Here is a 22,178-nt window from a genome sequence, read left to right as displayed (position 1 = left end):
GATAACGAAATCCTTTTAAATAATAAAAAAAATATCGCAATTTTGTGTCAAAAAGAGGGAGTCAAGCCGCCCCCCTCTTTCCTCATTTTTTATGACGTACGATGAAAAATACACGTTCAGAATGAGCAGTTGGTTCTCCTTCGAACTCAGCGATTTTTTCAAGAACAGTAAAGCCAGCCTCATCTAACCATTGCTCATATGTTTCGATCGAAAAAGTTCTTTGTGAATGATTTTCATCAATCCGATCATATTTACCTGTTGCATCTTCCACAAAGAAAGTTAACTCATGATCCACACTATGGGGATATTCTCCCTCAAAGCAGTTCCAAATGTAACAAATATTTCCATCATCATATGTAAATGTTTGGTCCATAAACACTTCATTGATTTTATAAAGGGAATGGACATCAAAAATAAATAAGCCATCTTCTTTTAAAAACTGCTTAATTTGAGCGAATGTTTGCTTCACTTCATCTTCTGTTTGCAAATAGTTTAACGAGTCGCAAAAGATTCCGATGATATCATACGTGGTGATTAAATCAAGTTCGGCCATATTTTGTTGAAAAAACTCAATCGTCATTCCCAAGTCAGCGGCTTTGGCCTGTGCAACAGTGAGCATATCCTCAGATAAATCAACACCAGTCACATCATAGCCGCTCTTTTCAAGACGTATAGATAATTCACCAGTCCCACAAGCAACATCTAACAACTTCTTTCCAGCCAAATTGTATTTTTCACAACTCTCATTAATGATGCGGACCCATTGTTCATACGGGACGTCTTTCATTAATGAGTCGTACAAATAGGCAAAACGTTCATAAGTCATGTGAGCTCACTCTGAATATTAAGAGTAGGTGCATCACCCCATAGACGTTCTAAATTATAATATCTTCTTTCATCACGATGGAAGACATGTGCCACAACATCACCGAGATCAATTAAGATCCATTTTGCCTCATCGAAACCTTCCATTCTTTTTACATCATAGCCATTTTCCACAGCTTTGTCTTTAATTTCGCGAGCGATTGCTTGAACTTGCTTGTCAGAGTTTCCGTGACAAATTAAAAAGTAATCTGCTATTAAAGAAATCCCTTTCATCTCAAGAGCAACAATATCTTCTGCTCGCTTATCATCCGCTGCCTTTACTGCCATTGTTAATAATTGATTATCATTCATCTACTCAGTCCTCCTGTTTGCAATTAGATCATTGTAAGTGTGAAAGGTATCCGGGAATACAGGTTGATTTTTCTTCATCAAAAATGAAATCGTATTTTGTACTGCTTTAATTAACGCTAGGTGCAAGTCCTCTTTTGCCAGCTCTCTTACTTCCTCAACTCCTGGAAAATGTCGCCCTGGCTCCATATAGTCTGCCAAATAAATGACTTTTTCAAGTAACGTCATTCCTACACGACCTGAGGTATGATATTTGATCGCATCTAGAACCTCTATATCCGTGATACCAGCTTCTTTTTTTACAAGAAAAGCGCCAACTGGAGCATGCCATAACTCGCTGTTATACTCAAGCAATTCAGGTGACATCTTTTCCTCAATAATAATTTGCTTCATTTCCTCTTTTGCCCTAAATTTCGCATAATCATGAAAAATAGCTGCTATCTCAGCCTTCTTCTCATCAGCCCCATACTTTCGGGCTAAAAGAATGGCCGTTTCCATTACGCCGATTGTGTGTTGATATCGATGCTCGGTTAAATGTGGTTTCACAATCGCCAATGCTTCATTTCGATTCATACAAATGATTCTCCTTCAAATAGTCAATGAGGGAATCTGGAAGCAAGTAACGTATCGACTTCCCCTCTTGGATTCTCTCCCTAATTAAGCTAGATGAAACATGAAATTCAGGAATATCAATATGAATAATCGGATACGATGTTTTTTCCTGATACGCCGGTCTATTGACACCTACAAAAGACACCATTTCAATCAGTTCATCTATTTTGTGCCATTTTGGCAAATACTCAATCATGTCTGCACCAATGATAAAATAAAAACGGTTGTCAGGATAACGATCCATTAATTGCTTGATTGTATCATATGTATAAGAAGGACCTGAACGTTCGAGTTCAATCGTTTCTACTCTAAAATAAGAGACATCCTTGAGCGCTAAATCAAGCAAGTTTAGCCGATCCTCAGTCGTAATTAGATCCGATTTTTTCTTATGAGGAGGTTCCTGATTGGGAAGAAACCATATCTCATCCAACTCTAATTCATGAAATACCTCGTTCGCAATGAGAAGATGACCATGGTGAGGAGGATCGAACGTTCCTCCTAATATTCCAATCTTCCTCATTCACTCACCTCCAAACCGTTAAGGTAACTTAATTTCTTTGTTTTCTTTAGATTCTTTGTATAAAACAATCGTGTTTCCAATGACTTGAACAAGTTCTGCGCGACACCCATTTGAAAGCTTTTCAGCAACCGTGTCTCGGTCTTCCTCACAATTTTGAAGCACACTTATTTTCAAAAGCTCCCTTACTTCCAGTGCCTCACTAATTTGCTTAATCATATTATCGTTTACTCCACCTTTTCCCACTTGAAAAATAGGTGTAAGATGATGAGCTTTAGAGCGAAGAAATCTTTTTTGTTTTCCAGTTAACATATTGTGCCTCCTAGTTGTTTTAACACTTTAGTCGTCATTCGATTAATATCAGGCATCACATTTGTCCATTTTTCAAAGGCGAGTGCTCCTTGATGAACAAACATTTGAATGCCATTTTGCGTTCTTGCCCCTTTATCTTTTGCCTGACGCAAAAGGAGCGTTTCTAACGGATTATAGACGATATCGCTCACAAAAGCACTTTCCTTTAAATTATGTAAAGAAAGCACTTCACATTCAGTGTGAGGGGACATGCCAATGGAGGTGGTCTGAATAATAATATCGTAATGGTCTAGTTGCACCTCTGCATCTTTAAGCTCAAGGACATTTGAATGAACTTCATAAGGGCATTCCTTTACAAGGGATTCGGCCTTTGCAACCGTCCTATTGGTCAGATCGATCTGGGCAACCCCTTCATAAGCTAATGTAAAATATATCGCTCTTGCCGCTCCTCCAGCACCGATCATTAACACTTTCTTGCTTTTCAGATCGGATATCTCTGCTAAAAGTCCTTGCACATATCCACTCCCATCCGTGTTATAACCGATTAATCGTCCATTTTCATTGACGACTGTATTGACAGCCCCAATGGAACGGGCTAAAGGGTCAATATCATCTAACAGTGGAATGATCGCAACTTTATGAGGGATTGTCACATTAAATCCACTAATGCCCATTGCCCGAAACCCTTTAACTGCATCTGCTAGCAGCTCTTCCTTAATGGCAAAGGCATGGTAATGGGCGTCCATTCCATAATGCTGAAATAAATCATTATGCATGAGTGGTGACATCGAATGGGCAATCGGATTTCCAATTACAGCATATAATTTTTTCATTCTCCTCACCCTTTTCTTTCTCAGTTTATATGAGCGATTTACGGAGCATAGCATGTACACCTTTTGGTACGTAAACCGCTATTTTTGCTCCAGGATCATTGACCGTTATCCATCCAAGCCCTGAGAAAACGATATCTGTTTTCCCCTCTTTAATTGTAAATTCATGTTTGATTAAAGGTGGAAATGAATCAAGCTGCTCCTTTCGCGGTGGAGTCAGCATTTCTCCTACATGTCTTTCGTACAGATCCGTTGCCTTTTCTAGCTTTGTACGATGGATTTCAATATGGTTCGATACATGACAAACAAAAGAACGTCGACCACCACTTATATAATCAAAGCGGGCTAATCCTCCAAAAAAGAGGGTTTGGCCTTCGTTTAATTGATAAATTTTCGGTTTAATTTCCTTTTTCGGCGTGATCACTTTTAAGTCTCTTTTATCAATATAATGGGCCATCTGATGATGGTTAATGATTCCTGGTGTATCAACCAAAAATTTTCCGTCTGAAAGCGGAATTTCAATCATATCAAGTGTTGTTCCTGGGAAATGGGATGTCGTGATGACATCTCCTTCTCCTGTTACTTCTTTTAAAATACGATTGATAAAGGTTGATTTTCCTACATTGGTACATCCGACCACATATACATCCTTACCTTCACGATACTCATCAATCGCTGAGGTCACTTCATTAATAAACTGACCCTTTTCAGCACTGACAAGAAACACATCCTTCGGCTTCAGTCCCAGTTCTTTTGCTTCCTGCTTCATCCAATTTATTAATTTATTTGGCTTTACGGAGCGTGGTAATAGATCAACCTTGTTTCCAATTAATAAAATCGGATTATCGCCAACAAAACGATGTAAGCCAGGGAGCCAACTGCCATTAAAATCAAATATATCAACTATTTTCACGATTAAAGCATCTCTTTTTCCAAGCTCATTGAGGATCTTTAAAAAATCGTCATCCGTTAAATTGACGTCTTGAACTTCGTTATAATGCTTTAGTCGAAAACACCTTTGACAGACAATTTCTTCTTTCTCAAGGGACGATTTTGGCGCATAGCCAATTTGCTCCTTATCCTCTGTCTGGATTTTCACACCACAGCCTATACAAATATATTGCTCACTCAAGATTTTTCCTCCCATACAATCATACCTTTTTTACGAAACCAATTTAAAATCTGTCTCTCAATCATTCGATTAAATTTTGTCCAAAAACCATCAGTAGATGCCACTGGAACAACTAATACCGTATGGAAGCCACCACGATTTCCACCAAGCACATCGGTCAATAACTGATCTCCAATGACAACTGTTTCTTCCTTTTTCAACCCCATATCTTTAACCGCCTTATGAAAAGCTCTCACAAGTGGTTTCCGTGCTTGGAAGATAAACGGAATATTTAGTGGATCAGAAAATGCTTGTACCCTCCCTCGATTATTATTAGAAACAATCGTGATACGAATATTTTCCTTTCGCATATTCTCGAACCACTCTGTCAATTTAGGCGTTGCATTTGGGCGATCCCATTCGACTAATGTATTATCTAAGTCGGTTATAATCCCCTTAATCCCCTGCTCTTTCAAACTTTCAGGAGTAATTTGAAAAATGCTCTTTACGTGCTGATTTGGTAAAAATTTCTTTAACAATAAAGACACCTCAATTTCTTTATCTCGGTTTTATTTTCCAATTTTAACTTTTAAGTGAGAATATGTGCAAGAACTTACAAAAGACAGATGTATGTATCGGCGTTTCCTCTACATAACCTAACAACTGAACAGGAACTTACGTCAAATTACGTCGAAATGAAGAACAAAAACTCGAAAATATAAAAACTTTTCGACACGAACAGCCCCTTTTCAACAGTTGTGGATAACTTTATTCACATATCCCACATTGATTTATATAGTTTCCCTCAACTTACGAACATTTTAATCACAACTTATCCACTGGATATTGTGGATAATCGGAACGGTTGTTCTACATAAAAATATTTGTTAGAGTAAGAATACAGCCATGGCCACTTACATAATATGTATATTCAACCTTTTTTTGAACAGTATTTGAGGAGGTGGATTCTGACATGAGAAAGCTGTCAGATGAGCTACTAGTTGAATCCTATTTCAAAGCAAAAGAATTAAATTTATCAAAAGACTTTATCCTTCTAATCGAAACAGAAATTCACCGTCGTTCTTTAACTCATAAAATTAGAGTCTCTTCATAACTTACTCATGCCCAAAAGGGCTTTTCTTTTTGCCCTCTTAATCGGAAACCATAACCCCAAGTACATCGCCAACTTTAACATCTCTTGGTGTTAAATGTTGTTGAAGGGGTTTCATAGAGTTTGGATTAAATAAGAGAATAACCGTTGAACCAAAAGTAAAATAGGCTATTTCCTCGCCTTTTTTCAATTGCTCACCGACATGAATCGATTCGATCGAGTTTACAAACATTGCTCCAACCTTTACAATCGCAGCTACGCCAGAATCATGCTTGACTTCGGTAATTTTTCGATAATTTTTCGCTAACGTATCTCTTCCATATTTAAGACCGTAGCGGTTGACAGGATACGATTTCTTTCCTAACGTCCACTCCCCTACGACTTTTCCTGTTAATGGACTATGTATACGATGATAATGACTCGGACTTAAATAGAGCAGATAGTAGGTGCCATTGATATATTTTCTTGCCTTCTCTTCACTACCAAGCATTTCAAGAACAGAATAATCCTTCCCTTTTACAGTTAGCTTTAAGTCGCCCGTAATAGTTCCGATATCCTCTAGCACTGCGTCAACGGGACTTACAATCGTATCAGTTCCAGCATCAATTGTCCGAGCATCCACTTTCAATTTTCGAATAAAAAAATCATGGAGAGTGTTAAATTCATTTATCGGACTGGCCATTTCGTGAACATTCACATTGTATATTTTCGCAAAAGAAGGAATGAACAATCGACTGACTTTTGATTGCGCCAATTTTTTTAATAAAAACGATGTCCACCTTCCGTTTGTTAATTCGATTAAAGACCGGTAAAACCATTGAATCAAGCTACATTCCTCCAATAATTAAATCATCATAAATCGCTGTTTTCGTATAGGTTGTGGTTTTTCGTAAAAACCCAGAAGCCGGTTTTTACCCATATGTCTCTGTTACTGCTATACATTAAAGGTGCGACGGCACTTTTCGCTTCCTCTTTTGAATCCCTAAGAGGAGATATAAGCATTTTATGAGCTTATTACTTTCCAAAAGCAGCAATGTTTGCGAAAAGAGCCTTATAAATCGAAGTTCAGACAAAACTGTATTGTATCATACTAATTCGAAATCATCTATACGATCATACCTGCTTTATCATATCATACCCTGTATACTTCTTTCATTCGTTGAGTTCTCCCCCATCACTATAGGACAGTTCAATTTTAGCCGGATCAAAAGGCTAGGTCAAAAAGTCGGTGGTAACGACCTCTTGATTCTAGTGTGGAGTGTATAAATTCCCTCGACTTGTGGATAAATTGTTCGTATAAACAGTTGGCGTATCGGTATGAAAAAACAACAGGAAAATTTTCGCTTAATGAGCAACCATCATGAAAAAGAGCCGAAATAACAGGAAAATTTCCTGCTATTCCCTCAAAAAATGCCAAAATAAACGATTCTGCTCTCCATAAGCGGAAAATTTTCCGTTATTTTCCCGAAAAGGGACTCCAATGAGGAGATAACAGGAAAAATTCCGCTTAAGGGTGAGAGATGGTTGGAGTAAATAGGGCCTTCTAGTAGTAATTTAGACAAAGCGGAAATCAATTGGATTCTAGAAAGCTAATTTGCGTTTCACTCGATTTTTTTGTACGAGGAAAATCGAAGGGCTTGCGTTAATAGCAAAATTAATAGACAAAAATAGAGAAAGGTGAATTTGAGTACCCTCAGGATTCACCTTTCTCATTATTTGAAGCTAGTTATGTCCCAGCCCCTTCTTGATTACTTATTTTCAGTTAATTGCAAGAATTCTTCTACATCATTAATGCATTGCTGAACAGCTTGTTGCCAGAAGTCTGGTTTTGTTAAATCGACATTGAGATGTTTAAGGGCCAATTCTTCTACAGTCATGGATGCCGTATCTTTTAATAAAGCAATATATTTTTCTTCGTACCCTTTTCCTTCTTCCAAAGCTTGTGCATAAATGCCTAGTGAGAATAAGTAGCCAAATGTATATGGGAAGTTGTAAAAAGGTACTCCGGTGATGTAAAAGTGTAGCTTAGATGCCCAGAATAACGGATGGTATTCATCAAGTGCTCCACCATAAGCTTCTGCCTGAGCCTCTGCCATTAATTCATTGAGGCGGTCTGCAGCGACAATTCCTTCTTTTCTTTCTTCATAAAATCTTGTTTCGAACAAGAAACGAGAATGGATATTCATCAGTAAGGCTACTGAACGTTGAATTTTGTCTTCAAGAAGGGCAAGTTTTTCTACTTCAGTGCTAGCTGTCTTCACGGAAGCATCTGAAACAATCATCTCTGCAAAAGTTGAAGCAGTCTCTGCCACATTCATCGCATAGTTACGATTTAATGTATGTAAATCTCTCATCGCATACGTATGGAAACCATGTCCTAACTCATGAGCTAATGTAGAAACATTAGAAGGGGTGCCTGAATATGTCATAAAGATTCTTGATTGGCTGTCTTCAGGGAAATACGTATGAAAGCCACCAGGACGTTTTCCAGGGCGGTCCTCTGCTTCAATCCACTCGTCTTCGAATGCCTTCTTGGCAAAAGTCGTCATTTCATCTCCGAATTTCGAGAAATGCTCGAGAATAAACTCTGCTCCTTCTTGATATGAAATTTTACTATCGGATTGACCAAGAGGTGCATCCAAGTCATACCAGCTTAATTTTTCAAGCCCAAGTAATTTCGCTTTGCGCTCTAAAAATTTCACGAGAGGGGCTTTATTATCAGCAATAACCTGCCACATTGTATCCAATGTTTCTTTTTTCATGCGATTAATATCTAACGGTTCTTTCAGTACTTCTTCCCAACCTCTTTGTTTATACACCTTTAAACGGAAACCAGCTAAATGGTTAAGCGTTTTTGCTAAATAGGCTGATTTATCACCCCATGCTGTTTCCCACGCCTCAAATACATTCTTTCTGACATTTCTGTCAGGATTAGAAAATTTATTAGCAGCTTGTCCTACTGACAAATCCTTATCATCCACATTCACTTTAATGGTGCCAACAATGACATCATACATTTGCCCCCAGCCGTGATAGCCATCCACACTTAAAGCATTAATGAGTGTTTCCTCATCTTTGGAAAGCTTCTCACTCGCTCCTTGTCTACTTTCAGATAGCACAAAAGAAAGCTCCTTTAAGCTATCCTGAGCGACGACTCCATTCCATATTTCATCGTTTATCGTCGTTAACTTTTGACCTAACTCCGTCAAAGCAATTTGGAAATCGGCACCTAGGCCTGTAACACTACCTCTTAAGCTCTCAGCTTTAACATCTTCCGTATTTTGCGCTTGTAAGCAGCTTACAAATGCGCCCGCTTGACGAACCTTTTTTGTGACAGCTTCGAATTTATCAACGATGGCCTTAAGTTCGGCAGCATCCTCGAGCACCGCATTTTTCGGTACCCAACTAGATACGACAGCCTTGAATTCCTCTACAAGAAGCTTCGTTTGTTGTAAATGATTCGCAAATTGAGGAGAGCTACTTCCTCCTTCAAAAAAGACATCTAAATCCCATACTTCTGAATATGTACTTGTCGTCATGTATTTTCCTCCCCATTATATACCTTAAATTAAAAATTTACTTTTTTCAGAAATTTCTTTAAGTATACCACAATAACTTTCGTTAGTCTAAATAAAATAAAGCAGTAAGCATTTCGCCTACTGCAATAAATTTAAATATAGCTAAAAGTTTTAAATTCTTCAGTCTTAACGATAGTTCCAGTACCCCCCAAAGTACCACCATCCAAAGAAAATCAATATTAGAACAAACAAGACAATCCATAACGCTATCCAAGCACTACTTCCAGGATAGTATGGAGGTGTATAAGGGGGTGAATACGCATAAGGACCAGGATATCCGTAAGCCATCTCACAACCTCCTTTAAATCAAGACTACACTATTCCTCTCTTTATAATCTATGCAAAAGCCTGCCATCTGTATAGGCAGTTGTTGATTTTCCATACAGATCATTCCAACAATGATAAAAAAGCAACAATGTTTGCGAAATATGCCTTTTATAAAAATATCTTTATGGGACAGACAAAAACAAACATCCTTCTACATAGGTATTAGTTATAGGCGAATGTTACAATAGCGGGGGTGCCAACATGGCTGGAATTCTGACTGCACTTGGAGTCTTGATTAAAGAGATTTTCTTTCTTGTCTCTTATGTAAAGAACAACGCCTTTCCTCAACCATTGTCACCTGAAGAAGAAAAGAAATATTTGCGTTTAATGGCTGAAGGGGATAGTCATGCACGTAATATGCTAATCGAGCATAATTTACGACTTGTCGCTCACATTGTGAAAAAATTTGAAAATACAGGTGAGGATTCAGAGGATTTGATTTCCATCGGTACAATTGGATTAATCAAAGCAATTGAAAGCTATTCAGAAGGTAAAGGAACAAAGCTTGCTACGTATGCGGCTCGTTGTATTGAAAATGAAATTTTGATGCATTTGAGAGCTTTGAAAAAGACGAAAAAAGATGTTTCTCTTCATGATCCGATTGGACAGGATAAAGAAGGAAATGAAATCTCCCTAATTGATGTCTTAAAATCAGATTCAGAGGATGTCATTGACACCATTCAATTAAATATGGAATTAGAAAAGGTGAAGCAATATATCGATGTATTAGACGGTCGTGAAAGAGAAGTCATCGTCGGTCGATTTGGTTTAGATTTAAAAAAGGAAAAAACGCAGAGAGAAATTGCAAAAGAATTAGGGATATCAAGAAGCTATGTTTCAAGAATCGAAAAAAGAGCCTTAATGAAAATGTTCCACGAATTCTATCGAGCGGAAAAAGAAAAACGGAAAAATGATTCGAATTAACTTTCTTGAAAATGAGGCTGGGACAAAAGCCACCTCTAAGTAGAAAAAAGCCGGTGAAATTTTACTCTTCATATAATTTCACCGGCTTTAATTATTTTTCGCTGTTTTTGCATAAATTGTCGTTTTTTTGTAAAAACCCAGAAGCCGGTTTTTATCCATATATCATGGTGACTGCTATACATTAAGTTCGCTACGGCACTTTTCGCTTCCTCTTTATAGTCCTGTAAGAGGGTCTGTCGGAAGATCGGGCCCTTATTACGAGCCAAAAGCAACAATGATTGCGAAAAGAGCCTTATTTTTTGAACAAACGTAAGGACCACTTCTGATAAATTAAAGTTATTACTTATTCAAATGCTGAAGGAAGAAGAATTAAGATAATGGAAGTACAGCAGATGGCTAACGTGATGTTAAATGCTTCATATAATTTGCAAGACCATACACCATCAAACAGCAGAAATTAAATAAACTCTGCTGTTGGGATAAAAGCTTCAAGACAAACTTTAACTTTTACTGTTGTTGACCCATGCATTTTGGGCATATCCCCTTTCCTCCCAATAGCCTATATGTTCATGATTTATGAGTTCAATTCGATTCAACCACTTTACCGACTTGTATGCATACATTTGTGGAACAATGAGTCTTACTGGACCACCATTCTTTTCAGTAATTAATTCACCATCAATTAAAACAGCGACCATCACATCATCCATCTTGGCTTGCTCCAAGGATAGTGTATCTGTGTACACACCGTCGGCCGAGTAAAACTTGACGAATTGGGCGTCCTTTTTGACACCTACTTGCCGTAATAATTCACTTAATAAAATCCCTTCCCACGTACCAGAATATACACTCCAACCTGTAACACAATGGAAATCACTTACCTGAACATAACGCTTAAGTTGAAGAAATCGCTCCCAGTTATACACATTTGGAGATTCAACAAGACCATCGATTTTAAGGTTCCAATTTGAAGTATTCAGCTGAGGCGTTTCAGTGACGGTAAAATAACGAAATTCCCCTTTCCTTCCACCCCCAATTGGGGGCATTGATTTTGAAGTTGGTCGCGGAAGGGGGGAAAATGGTTGACTCTTTGGTTGAGACATCTGAGCAAAAATAGTTGGAAACTGCAAAGTAAGCCACTTTGAAATACCCGAGGAAAAAAGAAGGACAATGATACTGCCGCTTGCCATGCGTAAAAACGTCCTTCTTTTATAAATGGGATTATTCGCTTCAATCAGCATCGGCTCTTCTTTCTTTTCTGTTTTTTGCAAATGTCTTTCGAGCTTCTTAAACCATTTACTTCGAGTAACACTGTGATAAATGATATATGGTAACCCTACCCAAGTAGCCACATCATGTATGATTAACGACCAAGTGCTTACAACAGGGGGAACCATTCTGTGAAAGGTCAACAATACTCCTGAAATAATGAGAATCAGTAATGTTGCGATGACTATTCCTAAATTTATCCGTTTATTTTGCTTATTCCTTAAAGTCTTCAAATGTTTATTCATATTAGGAAGATATAAGATTAAAGGAAAGCAGATTAAAAAACCAATCCAAACATGCAAATCCCTCACTAAAACACGAACAGAAGGAAAGGATAAACGAAAAGTTGACGAAAACAAAAGTAAACCTGTTAAACTTAACAAGAAAAACAATATGGCATTAGAATGATGCAATTGAACGAATTTCTTCCCAAAACTTATCTTACGTTTTAAAATATTGTTCCATTCCATGTTTGTTCTCCGCCTCACTCTGACTGATTGGCATTATAATTGAAAATTCACTTCCTTTTCCCACTTCACTGGTAACAGTAATTTTGCCGTTATGTCTTTCTACAATTGTTTTGGCAATAGCTAGTCCTAGGCCAGCTCCTCCAAATTTTTTATTTCGAGACTTCTCAATTCGATACATACGTTCAAATATCCGTAAAAGCTCTTCCTGTTTAATCCCTTCTCCTTCATCACGAATAGAGATTTTCACCTTATCAACATGGAACCTTTCAACGGTTAACGTAATAGCACCGCCTTCTTTAGAAAAACGGATTGCATTATCCAATAAATTAAACAACACTTTTTGAAAATAAGTACGATCCACATGTAAGACAGGAACATGTGTTGGAATCACTACCTCTATGTGAATATTCTTTTGTTTAATATGAATTTGCTCGTGTTCAAGAACTGAAAGTAATAATTCATCGACACGTACCGCTTCAAAATGAAGATGAATATTGCTTGAATCGAGTAATGAGAGCTGAAACAATTGCTGAATTAGCTGATCGAGTCTTTCTGTTTCAAGGCTAATCGTACGTAGATACTGCTTAAAGGTCTCTTCATCTACAACGACTCCATCCTGGATAGCAGCTACAAAAGCCTTGATCGAGGACATAGGCGTTCGGAGATCATGGGAAATATTTGCCACCAACTCTCTCCTCGAGGACTCTGCTCTTTTAATTTCACTAAACGCATTCTCTAATTTAATATTCATTTGGTTGAATCGGTTTGTTAGTTCTTTAATTTCAAGTGGTCCTTCAACGGGAAGTGAATGACCAAAATTACCTTGTTCTAATTCTTGTGATTGATGAACAAGTAACTGAATCGATCGTTCTACTGGTTTCGTTAGTAAATAGTGAACGAAGCTAGACAAAATAGATGAAAAAATGGTGATGATGGATAACCACAAAATAATAGAATTAGATAATACCATGTACTTATAGCTGATGAATAAAAACGTAAACATAATCATCACACTTACACTATTTGCAATGAAGAAGATCCATTTTATTTTCATACAAGATCCCCCGGTAAAAACTTGTATCCAATCCCCCACACGGTTTGAATATACTTGGGCTTTGAAGGGTTCACTTCAATTTTCTCACGCAATCGACGAATATGAACTGTTACTGTCGTCGTATCATCATCAAATTCAGTTTGCCATACTTTATACAGAAGCTGAGATCTAGAGAAAACCTGCTTTGGATGGGAAGCAAGAAGAAAAAGTAAATCATATTCCTTCATTGTTAAATCAATAAGTCTATCATTCCAAAAAACCTCTCTATTTTTCGAATGAATTGTAAAGGGCGACACTTTTAGCACTTGCTCAATCCCTACCTCATCTTTTGATTTTTGACTGTATTCTAATAATCGACAGATGGCATTTATTCTCAATACTAGTTCTCTTGGATTAAAGGGTTTTGTTATGTAGTCATTCGCTCCAATGGTCAATCCAATTAAACGATCATACTCCTCTCCCTTTGCCGTTAGAAACACAATCGGAACATCATCTGTTTTGCGAATTTCTTCACAGACCTTCCAGCCATCCAAAACGGGCATCATCAAATCTAGGACGATGACATGAAATCTATGTTCTTGCCATAATTGAAGTGCCTCTTCTCCATTAGCACTAGTTACGACCAAATAACCTTCTCGTTCCAAATAGCGCTTACAAACGTCTAAAATAGCAGGTTCATCATCTACGAGCAAAATCTGTTTTTTCAAATCTCTTTCATTCCTTTTTCACTTAATATCTCTATTCTATCATTTGCCCGCATGCTATAAAGCCTAATTACATATCACCCTCAGCTTCTCCAGTCTCCATTTCATCGTTCATTTCTTTTTCTTCCATTTTTCCATCACTTTCCATGTCTGCATCTTCCATCATTTCATCTCCGTTCATCTCTTCTTTCATATCTCCGGAGGTTGGCTCCTCCTCTTTACTACAAGCTGTTAAAACTAACATCCCTACCATCGCAATTAACATAAATACGACCTTCCATTTTTTCATGTACATACTCTCCTTTTTTCATATCTTTCAATACGTTTACATCATACAAGGTAAATCTTTCACACAACTAAACAAAGTATTAAATAAGTCTTACATTAATATTACTTATTCCTTATTTCACAAAAGAAGCCGTCCTATTTAGGAGCGCATAGAACCTCCAGGGACGGCTTCACTTTTTTTATACGTTGGAGCATTTATCTCTCCATTTCCAGATTGCTCGGAATGTCTGTTAGACTTCCAGGCAATTTTGAATCTCTTCCACCCTCCTGATCAATCAAAAAAAATAGCGTAATCCTATATGGTTTATTTTAGCCTTAAGTTCATTCATATACGCTAACGTTTTGGAGAGTTTAGTGATATTTTCATCATTAAAAATAATTCCTCCAAAAATGTAATTTTGAATTAACTGTTCAGCATTCTTATTTCGTTTGATACCCTCAATGGCAGCAAAAACCATCTGACCGTTCTTATTTTCCAAGCTTATATTTTCGATTTTTTCTGGTATTGTTAGATGTTCATATGGCTCCAAAGTGAACGGAAATATAATGCACTGAAGAACTCTAGTCCTGATCGTTGTTTTTTTGGCGCGTATCGGAAACTTGCTGGACACGAAAAATAGAAAAAGGTGAATTTGAGTTCGCTCAAATTCACCTTTTTCACTATTTAAAGCTAGTTATGTCCCCAGCCTCTTTTTCATTCTTCTACAGTTGTCACTTCTGACAAGACAATACAACCAATTGTTGCACAAACGACAAGCCCCATAACAATGGAAAACATTTGCCACACCTCGCACGCTTCGAATATGATTTCTCTTAATTTGAATTTATCATATTCATAACGTAATAACGTTGGTCGAATGTGAACATTCTGTTAAAGCGTTTTTTATTTCTTTTTACTCCTCTTCCGAAACTCAAGTGTTAATAACAACACATTTAAATACATTTTTATCACTCCTAACATTGCGACAAATTCGTTAGGCAGTATCTTTCTCCACCCACAATACTCCATTTCTCTTTTGCATTAAATAAATCATCATTATACCCACCTTTCTCCCATTATTTGAATACGTTTTTAGAATAATCGATGTACAGTTACTGCTCTAGTTTTTGCCATTTCATAAGCTTCTCTTGCCTGTTGGTCACGCAAAGCTTCCTCGATAGACATATTGCGCTTTTTAATCGTCACAGTAAAAAATAGTATATTAAGTGTCATAACTATCACCTCCCTTAAATGTCATATTGTTACGTATCTTCACTGTTATCAATACCCTCCCTTCTCCTTTTATAACCTCATTGTTGCTACTGCATACTTTCCCATGTCCAATTTCAGGCACAAAAATACCGCAGAGATTTCTCTACGGCTAAAAAAGGACATAAAAAGCCGCAGGACACAATTCTCCCTGCGGCATGAATGCTTATTTATAAAAGGACATAATTAGGCGATCCATTCCTTGTTGGTCGAATGTGAAAATAATGCATATGAAGTTGTTGATTTAGTTAACGCAATTCCTTTAATCTTCATCATTTTCTTCGACCTCCTTTTTAGAATATTTCGCTACTAGTGGTAATTATATCCACAACTTCCTAAATTGTAAACCCTTTTTACCCTTTTTTTGAAAAAACAAGCTTGATTACCCTTCTAAGCCTTGTTTTAAATCCTCAATTAAGTCCTCGACATCTTCTAATCCTACTGAAATACGAACTAAGCCATCGGTAATTCCGAGCTCATCTCGGCGTTCCTTTGGAATGGACGCATGGGTCATTCGTGCAGGTACAGAGATTAGGCTTTCTACCGCACCTAAGCTTTCAGCAAGGGTAAAATACTTTACCTTCTTCAAAAGCTCATCTGCATTTTTCTCACTTCCTACATCAAAAGAAACCATTCCACCAAATCCCCTCGCTTGGCTTTTGGCAATCTCATGATTCGGATGTGTCGGCAATCCAGGATAAAACACTTTTTTAACTTGCGAATGATTTTCAAGAAACTCAACAATTTCTTTTGTATTCGCTTCTGTCTCTTCCATTCTAATCCCAAGTGTTTTAATTCCGCGCATTAATAACCAAGAATCCTGTGGTCCTAACACTCCACCTGTCGAGTTTTGAACGAAATGAAGGTCTTCAGCTAGCTTCTCATTATTAACAACAACTAAGCCAGCAACGACATCCGAATGTCCGCCAATGTATTTCGTTGCACTATGGAGAGCCATGTCAGCCCCCAGTTCTATCGGGTTTTGCCAATAAGGCGTTGAAAACGTATTATCAACGATCGTAAGCAAGTTGTGTTTTTGCGCCAGATTGGATGCTTCACGAATATCCGTGATCTTCAACAATGGATTGGTTGGCGTCTCAATGTAAATAGCCTTTGTATTTTCCTTAATGGCCTTTTCAATTTCCTCTAAATTACTTGTATCAACAAAGGTTGCTTCAATTCCAAATCGATTCAATACTTTAGAAATGACACGATAAGTCCCACCGTATACGTCATCGGTTAAGACGACATGGTCGCCACTATTAAATAACATCATCACTGCTGTAATAGCTGCCATCCCTGAACCGAATGCAAAGCCAGCGTGACCACCTTCAATGTCTTTTATAAGTTCTTCTAGAGCATGACGAGTTGGGTTTCCAGTTCGAGAGTATTCAAACCCTTTATGACCACCAACTCCCTCTTGCTTATAAGTGCTTACTTGATAAATCGGTACTGAAACTGCACCTGTGGCTGGATCTCCAGAGATACCACCATGAATTAACTTTGTTTTACGCTTCATCCTAAATCCCTCCTTCGTATATTTTCTTACTTAAATATCGTTCACTTCCATCTGGAAAAATGACGACAATATTGGTACCTTTTTGGGCTGTTTCTGCTTCCTCTAATGCAGCATAAAAAGCGGCACCAGAAGAGCTTCCGACTAATAACCCTTCTTTTTTCGCGAGTTCTGCCACGAATCCAAAGGCATCTTCATCAGAAACCGTATGAATGGCATTAAAATAACTGGTTTCCATATAGCCTGGCAGAAATTCCATTCCGATTCCTTCTGTTTTATGAGGACCCGACACTCCTCCATTTAAAATCGATCCTTCGGGCTCAACGATAACCGTCTTTATTTCCGCGTTTTGTTCCTTCAGGAAGCGAGCGGTCCCCATAAAAGTACCACCCGTACCAGCTCCAGCAACGAATATATCAATTTGTCCATCTAGCTGGTCCCAAATTTCCGGAGCTAATGTCTTATAGTACGTATTTGGATTGGCAGGATTGGCAAATTGCTGAGGAGAAAACGAATCAGGAATTTGTTGCAGCAATTCGTTTGCCTTTTGAATTGCTCCCTTCATCCCAGCTTCAGTCGGGGTATGGACAATTTTTGCCCCTAGCGCCTTCATTAACTCTTGCTTCTCCAGACTAAATTTCTCAGGCACACAAACGATCACTTTAATGCCAGAATTGATGGCAGCGAGAGCAAGTCCGATTCCCGTATTTCCTGCTGTTGGCTCAATAATGGTACTGCCTTCCTTTATGTTGCCGTTAGCAATGGCTTCCCGGAGAAGTTCTATTCCTAAGCGGTCCTTCACACTTCCACCAGGATTTAAAAATTCGAGCTTAGCAAAGATTCGAACTCCCTCCGGAAGAGAAAATTGTGTTATTTCCATCATGGGAGTGTTTCCGATGAGTTCATGAATATTCTTATATACGTTCAACCATCTCACCCTTTTAGTTTATCGATGCGACAATTTTTAAAACAAGCGAAGCAGAATTTACAGCTGCTTTTTCTAAAAATTGTTCAAATGAAACATCCGATTCCTTACCTGCTATATCGGAAAGTGAACGAATAATAACAAATGGGGTACCAAACTGATAAGCCACTTGAGCAATGGCAGCTGCTTCCATTTCGACTGCCTGAAGATTAACAAATTTATTTTTGATCGCCTCTACACGCTGTGGGTCATTCATAAAGGAATCCCCTGTTGCAATTAGGCCTGTGACAACCTGGACTTCTTCTATTTCAGCTGCTGCTTTTTGAGCGATTTGAACTAACTCTCCGTTCGCTTCAAAAGCAGGTGGAAGCTGGGGAACTTGACCGTATTCATAGCCAAAGGCCGTAACATCAACATCATGGTGTCTGACCTCATCAGAAATAACAACATCTCCAACATTTAAATCAGGATGAAACCCACCAGCAGATCCTGTATTGATGACATAATCAGGCTTATACTTTTCTAATAAAATCGATGTAGACATCGCCGCATTAACTTTCCCAATTCCTGAACGAAGCAAAATGACCTCTTTTCCCGCTATTTTTCCTAAAGTAAATTCACAGCCAGCAATCGTTTCAACTGATTTGTTCTCCATCTTATCTCTTAGTAATGTTACCTCTTCTTCCATAGCTCCAATAATGGCAATTGTCATGTTCATACCTCTTTCTCATTTTTTGTTGCTTCCATAATCCAGACAAAATCATTTATTCTTTCAAAAGATACAGTAAAGCCATTGGCTTCCATCATCTCTTTTAAAATAGGAATCGTTGTATAATATTCCCTCTCAAGGTCTTCTGCTAGATTATGAAATGCTTTTTCTTTAGCGTCCATAATCGCTCTTTTATATGCTTCAACAGATTCGTACATTGTATCCGCAAAAACTATTTTACCACCTGGAGAGAGGATGTTTCCATAAGCAGCGATAGCCTCTGCTTTTTCTTTGTCCGTTAAATGATGAAATGCATAGGAGCTAACGATCGATTGCGTGTCCGTTTCAGGCTCAAACTCAAGGAAATCTCCTTCTTTAATCTCTGCGCGATTTCCGAGCTTTTCTATCGCAAGTTTTCTCATTGCAGGTGATGGTTCAAATGCTGTCACTGTTCTCCCTCTTTTAAGCAGTTCCTCCGTAAGATTCCCTGTACCGGGACCAAACTCGATTACATGCCCAAGCGTACGCTCTGCCACCTCAGAAAGAATTTTTTCATAATGCTTAAACACTTCTTTATATTCAAGGTCATGACCAGTAACTGTATCATCGTAGTGGTCTGCCCATTGTTCGAATAACTCGAGAAATTCTTTTCCCATATCCACACTCTCCAAATCCATATTTTAATTATAATAATTCCTATGAGTATACTATGAATTACAGAAAAATCTGTTCTTAATGTACCACACTGTTCATACCTGAGCAATCTATTTACCTATTTTCAGAATATAAAAAAGAATGGAAACCAGAATGATTTTACTCATTCCCAGCTTCCATTCTTTTTTCTTCGTTTATTGAATTTCCGATAATTCTTCTACCTTTGTCGGTTTCCAGCCCCCGGCATCGACCCATTCAATATAGACACGATAAATTTGCGATTTATCTTTTGAATAGACGGTTCCGACAGATTTATTCGGTCCATTATTTCCAAGAAATTGAATCGTCATATTATTTTCCGCTAGTCCTGTTGCATAATGGATCGCCTTGACCATTTCATCCCAGTCCACTCCATCATACTGATTCACATGCTCTCCCGTTTGCACCGTGCCAACGGGTTCCCAGCCTGGATTAACGATGGTCCGAATCACATTTGAGTCGGTCCCTCCTTCTGTTACTACCTCGTCTTCTTTAGATGGAGTAGCGGGGTCTTCCGTTGTTTCCCCTGATGTTTCTTCCTCTGTTTCAGTAACAGATTCAGACTCCTCTACTTGTGATTCTTCCTGGTCTTCTTCCTCAGATGGCGATTTTTCAACATCCGATTTTGCTTGCTCTTCTGTTACGTTTTCTTCTGGTTTTGCTGCATCTTCATCCTTATTTCCAGAGAATATATTTACGGAAACAACGATAATAAGTAATAACACGACTCCAATTAAACTATTTAGGATAATATTCTTTTTTCTTTCCTTCGTAAGTCGCTTATAGCGTGAGCCTTCAAATCCATTTTTCATTACTTCGGCCTCCCCAAACCACAATCTATGCTACTTTCACTTTTAAGGATGACAACATTCTATCATGTCTCAGGGAAAACTTGAAGGGATATATCGCCCAGATGAAATGAAGCAATAGACCGTATCATTTGTCGAAAATAGACCAAAGGTAACAAAAAAATGAGAATCTGAGCTACTCTGGTGGCGTTTCCTCCGTTGTACGATGCTCCAATTCGTATAAGCCTTTCACCATATCCGCATAGAGGGGAGTCACAGACCCTCCATTATCACCTACACCTAAATTAACCGCAACAAGTGCATATTTTGGTTGTTCAAATGGAAAATAGCCGGCAAACCATTTATTTAATAGTTGCTTATCACCATCCATAATTCCCGTCTCCGCCGTACCAGATTTCCCTGCTACATCAAAGGGGAGATCTTGCAAACCTCTTCCAGTTCCCTCCTCATTGACGACAACCTCACGGAGAAGCTTTTGTAGCTTCATCGCTGTATAAGGTGAAATGTCATCGTTCTCTAGCGATTTTTCTTCAAATGGGAGCAGTGAGGTTCCATTACGATATTCGATACCTGTTGCAACCCGTACCATTTCTCCATGCCCACCCCGTGCAATCGCCGCCATCATATTGGCGATTGCAAGTGGAGTAACACGCACTTCATGCTGTCCAATTCCGGTCATTTTCACAAAATTATCATCTTTTTTTGCAGACTCTTCTAAAAAGATTCTCCCTTTATCTTCATCAGCAATTTGTTTAAAATGATCAAAATGATAAATATCACCTTCCCAGCCTACTGGACCAAGAAGTGAAAGCTTTTCAGCATACTCCTCAATAATCCCCTCATCTATCTCTTTCAATTCCTTTGCTAACGTCCCAAAAGTGTTATTACAACTTAAGGCAAAGCTCTCCGTAAAATTGAGCAACCCATGTTGATAATTCGGATCCTCCTTCCCCATAATGGTTTTATTGCAATCAAATTCTCTTGATGGATCATCCAGCTCGTGATCAATCGCCGCTGCAGCGACAACCGTCTTAAAAACAGAACCAGGGATATGTTGACGGACCATCATATTATGAATACCCTCTTCATCGAATGGCGCTTTTTTATTAATTTTCGGCCTTGAAACGAGTGAGAGGATAGAATTGGTTTCAATATCAAGTAGGACAAGCCCACCTTTTTCGATCTCATGTTTATCAACGAGTTCTTCAGCTAACTCTTGTATTTCCTTATCCAAAGTGGTCTTCACATTCACCGGATAATACGGATTCGCTGGCTCTACATATTTGACATTGATGCCAAATAATGGCCCCCCAATGCCATCTACGTGATAGACAAGCTTTGACTCGCCATCGGGAAGTAGAAATTCATCAAAGCTTTTTTCCAGTCCTGTAAGACCAACAAGCGTATTTACAGGTAGTTCTTTATCTGGATATCGCTTTTGGATCGTATTTGGATTTTGTCCGGTAATGCCAATTAATTGTTCTGCCGAATAATCGGTCAAAGAATATTTCTTTTCAACTGCAAATACACCTGGGATCTCCAGTTGATTAATATCACGCATTTGTTGTTCTGATAATGTTACAATCTCAGGATTTGCAAATGCAATCGGCTCCTTTGCTTGTTCAACTGCATGATTAATAGACGCAGGCGATACCTCGATTATTTCTGCTACCTTCTCAACATCCCACGTCATATTCTTCAAAAAGGGGAAGAGAATAAGTACAGGCATTTTCTTATGCACCAAATATTCCCCGTTTCGGTCAAGAAAACTCCCTCGCCCATTATCAATGATCATTTCTTGTGAACGTTGCTTCACACTTGACTCGATCAGATTGACTTGATGCTTGGAAAAACGTTCGGTCGAAACAAGCTGTAACTGCACAAGTCTCCCCATTAATAGAGCCACAAAACAGAAAATAATCACAATCATGACAATCATTCTTTTTCTCCACATAAAAAACACCTCATCATGAGTTTTGACGAGGTGTTTTCGTTTC

24 protein-coding genes are annotated in these 22,178 nt (G+C 38.2%); 2 read left to right on the top strand and 22 right to left on the bottom strand.

The window, feature by feature from the left end; genetic code table 11:
• Positions 1-82: 82 nt before the first annotated feature.
• Genes AA0X71_RS07780 through AA0X71_RS07745 form a run of 8 tightly spaced genes read right to left on the bottom strand, consistent with a single transcriptional unit; the run spans position 83 to position 5,094 of the window.
• Positions 83-826, bottom strand: a complete 744-nt coding sequence (locus AA0X71_RS07780; protein WP_413361061.1) for a class I SAM-dependent DNA methyltransferase — start codon at positions 824-826, stop codon at positions 83-85.
• Positions 823-1,176, bottom strand: coding sequence for a ribosome silencing factor (rsfS, locus tag AA0X71_RS07775; RefSeq protein ID WP_413361059.1), 354 nt, complete (start codon positions 1,174-1,176; stop codon positions 823-825). Before rsfS ends, AA0X71_RS07780 begins: the two co-directional genes overlap by 4 nt.
• Positions 1,177-1,746, bottom strand: coding sequence for a bis(5'-nucleosyl)-tetraphosphatase (symmetrical) YqeK (yqeK, locus tag AA0X71_RS07770; protein WP_413361057.1), 570 nt, complete (start codon positions 1,744-1,746; stop codon positions 1,177-1,179). It abuts the gene before it with no gap.
• Positions 1,733-2,305, bottom strand: coding sequence for a nicotinate-nucleotide adenylyltransferase (locus AA0X71_RS07765; RefSeq protein WP_413361055.1), 573 nt, complete (start codon positions 2,303-2,305; stop codon positions 1,733-1,735). The genes yqeK and AA0X71_RS07765 overlap by 14 nt, the downstream gene beginning before the upstream one ends.
• 18 nt (positions 2,306-2,323) lie before the next feature.
• Positions 2,324-2,614, bottom strand: coding sequence for a ribosome assembly RNA-binding protein YhbY (yhbY, locus tag AA0X71_RS07760; protein WP_413361053.1), 291 nt, complete (start codon positions 2,612-2,614; stop codon positions 2,324-2,326).
• Positions 2,608-3,447 (bottom strand): shikimate dehydrogenase, encoded by an 840-nt coding sequence (gene aroE / locus AA0X71_RS07755; RefSeq protein ID WP_413361050.1) that lies wholly within the window; start codon positions 3,445-3,447, stop codon positions 2,608-2,610. Before aroE ends, yhbY begins: the two co-directional genes overlap by 7 nt.
• Before the next feature lie 25 nt (positions 3,448-3,472).
• Positions 3,473-4,576: a ribosome biogenesis GTPase YqeH gene (gene yqeH, locus AA0X71_RS07750; RefSeq protein WP_413361047.1), complete on the bottom strand. Its 1,104-nt coding sequence runs from the start codon at positions 4,574-4,576 to the stop codon at positions 3,473-3,475.
• A complete protein-coding gene (locus AA0X71_RS07745) occupies positions 4,573-5,094 on the bottom strand; it encodes a YqeG family HAD IIIA-type phosphatase (protein ID WP_413361044.1) in 522 nt (173 codons plus the stop codon). Before AA0X71_RS07745 ends, yqeH begins: the two co-directional genes overlap by 4 nt.
• Before the next feature lie 434 nt (positions 5,095-5,528).
• Here AA0X71_RS07745 and AA0X71_RS07740 point away from each other — a divergent pair, with 434 nt between their 5' ends.
• Positions 5,529-5,669 carry a sporulation histidine kinase inhibitor Sda gene (locus AA0X71_RS07740; protein ID WP_019154596.1) on the top strand — a complete coding sequence of 47 codons (141 nt, stop codon included), beginning with the start codon at positions 5,529-5,531 and terminating at the stop codon, positions 5,667-5,669.
• A 37-nt stretch (positions 5,670-5,706) separates the two neighbouring features.
• Here the strand turns inward: AA0X71_RS07740 and AA0X71_RS07735 are convergent, their stop codons facing one another.
• The 3 genes from AA0X71_RS07735 to AA0X71_RS07725 all read right to left on the bottom strand — a co-directional run bounded on the left by AA0X71_RS07735 (position 5,707) and on the right by AA0X71_RS07725 (position 9,532).
• Positions 5,707-6,492: a phosphatidylserine decarboxylase gene (locus AA0X71_RS07735; protein ID WP_413361041.1), complete on the bottom strand. Its 786-nt coding sequence runs from the start codon at positions 6,490-6,492 to the stop codon at positions 5,707-5,709.
• Positions 6,493-7,414: 922 nt separating this feature from the next.
• Positions 7,415-9,205 (bottom strand): M3 family oligoendopeptidase, encoded by a 1,791-nt coding sequence (locus AA0X71_RS07730; protein WP_413361039.1) that lies wholly within the window; start codon positions 9,203-9,205, stop codon positions 7,415-7,417.
• A gap of 165 nt (positions 9,206-9,370) precedes the next feature.
• Positions 9,371-9,532 carry a hypothetical protein gene (locus AA0X71_RS07725; protein ID WP_413361037.1) on the bottom strand — a complete coding sequence of 54 codons (162 nt, stop codon included), beginning with the start codon at positions 9,530-9,532 and terminating at the stop codon, positions 9,371-9,373.
• Between the two features lie 240 nt (positions 9,533-9,772).
• On the opposite strand from AA0X71_RS07725, the gene sigK reads away from it, so the two are divergent.
• Entirely contained in the window at positions 9,773-10,495 is a 723-nt protein-coding gene (gene sigK, locus AA0X71_RS07720; protein ID WP_413361035.1) for an RNA polymerase sporulation sigma factor SigK, read from the top strand.
• A gap of 500 nt (positions 10,496-10,995) precedes the next feature.
• Here the strand turns inward: sigK and AA0X71_RS07715 are convergent, their stop codons facing one another.
• The 11 genes from AA0X71_RS07715 to AA0X71_RS07665 form a co-directional block, all read right to left on the bottom strand.
• Positions 10,996-12,234 (bottom strand): molybdopterin-dependent oxidoreductase, encoded by a 1,239-nt coding sequence (locus AA0X71_RS07715; protein WP_413361033.1) that lies wholly within the window; start codon positions 12,232-12,234, stop codon positions 10,996-10,998.
• Positions 12,206-13,288 (bottom strand): ATP-binding protein, encoded by a 1,083-nt coding sequence (locus tag AA0X71_RS07710; protein WP_413361031.1) that lies wholly within the window; start codon positions 13,286-13,288, stop codon positions 12,206-12,208. Before AA0X71_RS07710 ends, AA0X71_RS07715 begins: the two co-directional genes overlap by 29 nt.
• Entirely contained in the window at positions 13,285-13,995 is a 711-nt protein-coding gene (locus AA0X71_RS07705; protein WP_413361029.1) for a response regulator transcription factor, read from the bottom strand. Before AA0X71_RS07705 ends, AA0X71_RS07710 begins: the two co-directional genes overlap by 4 nt.
• Before the next feature lie 67 nt (positions 13,996-14,062).
• Complete coding sequence (locus AA0X71_RS07700) at positions 14,063-14,281, bottom strand: hypothetical protein (protein ID WP_413361027.1); 219 nt, start codon at positions 14,279-14,281, stop codon at positions 14,063-14,065.
• 1,071 nt (positions 14,282-15,352) lie between these two features.
• Positions 15,353-15,493: a YrzI family small protein gene (locus AA0X71_RS07695; protein WP_413361026.1), complete on the bottom strand. Its 141-nt coding sequence runs from the start codon at positions 15,491-15,493 to the stop codon at positions 15,353-15,355.
• 418 nt (positions 15,494-15,911) lie between these two features.
• Positions 15,912-17,048, bottom strand: coding sequence for a bifunctional cystathionine gamma-lyase/homocysteine desulfhydrase (locus AA0X71_RS07690; protein ID WP_413361024.1), 1,137 nt, complete (start codon positions 17,046-17,048; stop codon positions 15,912-15,914).
• A 1-nt stretch (position 17,049) separates the two neighbouring features.
• On the bottom strand, positions 17,050-17,973 hold the full coding sequence (locus tag AA0X71_RS07685) for a PLP-dependent cysteine synthase family protein (protein WP_413361022.1): 924 nt from the start codon (positions 17,971-17,973) through the stop codon (positions 17,050-17,052).
• 13 nt (positions 17,974-17,986) lie between these two features.
• On the bottom strand, positions 17,987-18,682 hold the full coding sequence (gene mtnN, locus AA0X71_RS07680; protein ID WP_413361019.1) for a 5'-methylthioadenosine/S-adenosylhomocysteine nucleosidase: 696 nt from the start codon (positions 18,680-18,682) through the stop codon (positions 17,987-17,989).
• A gap of 2 nt (positions 18,683-18,684) precedes the next feature.
• Entirely contained in the window at positions 18,685-19,335 is a 651-nt protein-coding gene (locus AA0X71_RS07675) for a class I SAM-dependent DNA methyltransferase (protein ID WP_413361017.1), read from the bottom strand.
• Between the two features lie 192 nt (positions 19,336-19,527).
• Positions 19,528-20,184 (bottom strand): YrrS family protein, encoded by a 657-nt coding sequence (locus tag AA0X71_RS07670; RefSeq protein WP_413361014.1) that lies wholly within the window; start codon positions 20,182-20,184, stop codon positions 19,528-19,530.
• 172 nt (positions 20,185-20,356) lie between these two features.
• Complete coding sequence (locus AA0X71_RS07665) at positions 20,357-22,135, bottom strand: penicillin-binding transpeptidase domain-containing protein (protein WP_413361011.1); 1,779 nt, start codon at positions 22,133-22,135, stop codon at positions 20,357-20,359.
• Positions 22,136-22,178 lie beyond the last annotated feature (43 nt).

The sequence above is a fragment of the Robertmurraya phoenicis genome (genome assembly GCF_047302285.1).
GTDB lineage: Bacteria > Bacillota > Bacilli > Bacillales > Cytobacillaceae > Robertmurraya.
Note: the sequence above shows the minus strand (reverse complement) of the source record. Positions and strands in the feature narration are given on the sequence as shown.